This is a genomic window from Massilia sp. CMS3.1, assembly GCF_051262535.1.
In the GTDB taxonomy this organism is placed as follows: Bacteria; Pseudomonadota; Gammaproteobacteria; order Burkholderiales; family Burkholderiaceae_D; genus Telluria.
Map to the genome: position 1 here is coordinate 1 of NZ_JBIMES010000061.1, position 1377 is coordinate 1377.

Here is a 1377-nt window from a genome sequence, read left to right on the forward strand (position 1 = left end):
GGGACGTCCGCTTACGACCCATAGCAATGGGATGGACTCCTCCTCCCCCTGAGGGCACGTAAGTGCCAAACTGGAGTTTCCACACTACCGGCTTAGGAAAAAGGAGTCCGTCATGAAGCTTATCCGCGTTGGGGTCGACTTGGCAAAGAGTGTCTTTCAGATTCACGGTGTTGACCGGTCTGAAAAGGCGATATGGCGATGCAAGCTCGTTCGAGGCGACTGGATCAAGGCGCTGCTCGACCGAATTGAGCCGGGTTGCGAGATCGGTATGGAAGCGTGCAGTGGCGCCCATCACTGGGCCCGACTGCTGCAGGCACAGGGTTATACGGTCAAGCTGATCGCGCCTCAGTTCGTCAAGCCCTACGTCAAGAGCAACAAGAACGACGCCAATGATGCCGAAGCGATCTGCGAAGCAATGAGCAGGCCAAGCATGCGTTTTGTCGCGGTAAAAACAGTCGAGCAGCAAGATATCCAGGCTGTTCACCGGGTTCGCGCCAGCCTGGTCGATCAGCGCAAGGCAAAAGCCAACCAGATCCGAGGCCTGACTTCGGAATATGGTTTGGTAGCACCCAAGGAACTGCTGCACTTGAGGGTGGCAATTCCCCGTTGGCTAGAGGATCAGGAGAATGGCCTGAGCGAGCGGTTTCGCCGCCTGCTACGTGGGCTGTGGCAAGACCTGCTGGCAGTAGACGAGCGTGTCGAGGAGCTCGACCGGGAGATCGAGCAGATTGCCCGGCAAGATCCTGTGGCGGTGCGGTTACAACAGCTGCGCGGTATCGGACCGGTGACCGCAACGGCCTTGCTGGCGACAGTCGGCGACGCCAGCCAGTTTGCCAACGGCAGACAGATGGCTGCTTCGTTTGGACTCACGCCCAAACAAAACAGCTCGGGAGGAAAAGAACGCTTGCTGGGCATTAGCAAGCGGGGCGATGCTTATCTGCGCAGTCTGCTCGTGCATGGAGCGCGAGCGGTTATCCGAACTGCTCCGGCCAAGACGGATCGATTAAGCACCTGGGTGATGCGCATTGCAGCGACACGCCATCCGAATATCGCCGCGGTGGCATTGGCCAACAAGACTGCGCGTATCGCGTGGGCGATGATGAGCAAAGGTACCGATTATCACCCGACGCCAGCGTAAACTCAGCAACGCCAGCGTCTCAACAAGCAGGCGTATCCGAACCACGATTGCATGACAAGCCGCATGATGGCCAACAGGTCGAACCGGCGCTGACAGAACCCGATAACGTCTGAGGCTTCCAAGTCCGTCAAAGCGATAGGGAGTCAGCGCGCGAATAGCCCATCAGGGTCCAGCATCTCAAGCAGGTGCAGCAGTACGAGACCGGATATACGTGAGCAGTCGTACCTCACAGCCTGAAT

At 58.1% G+C, this 1377-nt stretch carries 1 protein-coding gene; it reads left to right on the plus strand.

Annotation, left to right across the window (positions count from 1 at the left end):
• Positions 1 to 112 precede the first annotated feature (112 nt).
• Complete coding sequence (locus tag ACHAC9_RS24400; protein ID WP_435764386.1) at positions 113 to 1138, plus strand: IS110 family transposase; 1026 nt, start codon at positions 113 to 115, stop codon at positions 1136 to 1138.
• Positions 1139 to 1377 lie beyond the last annotated feature (239 nt).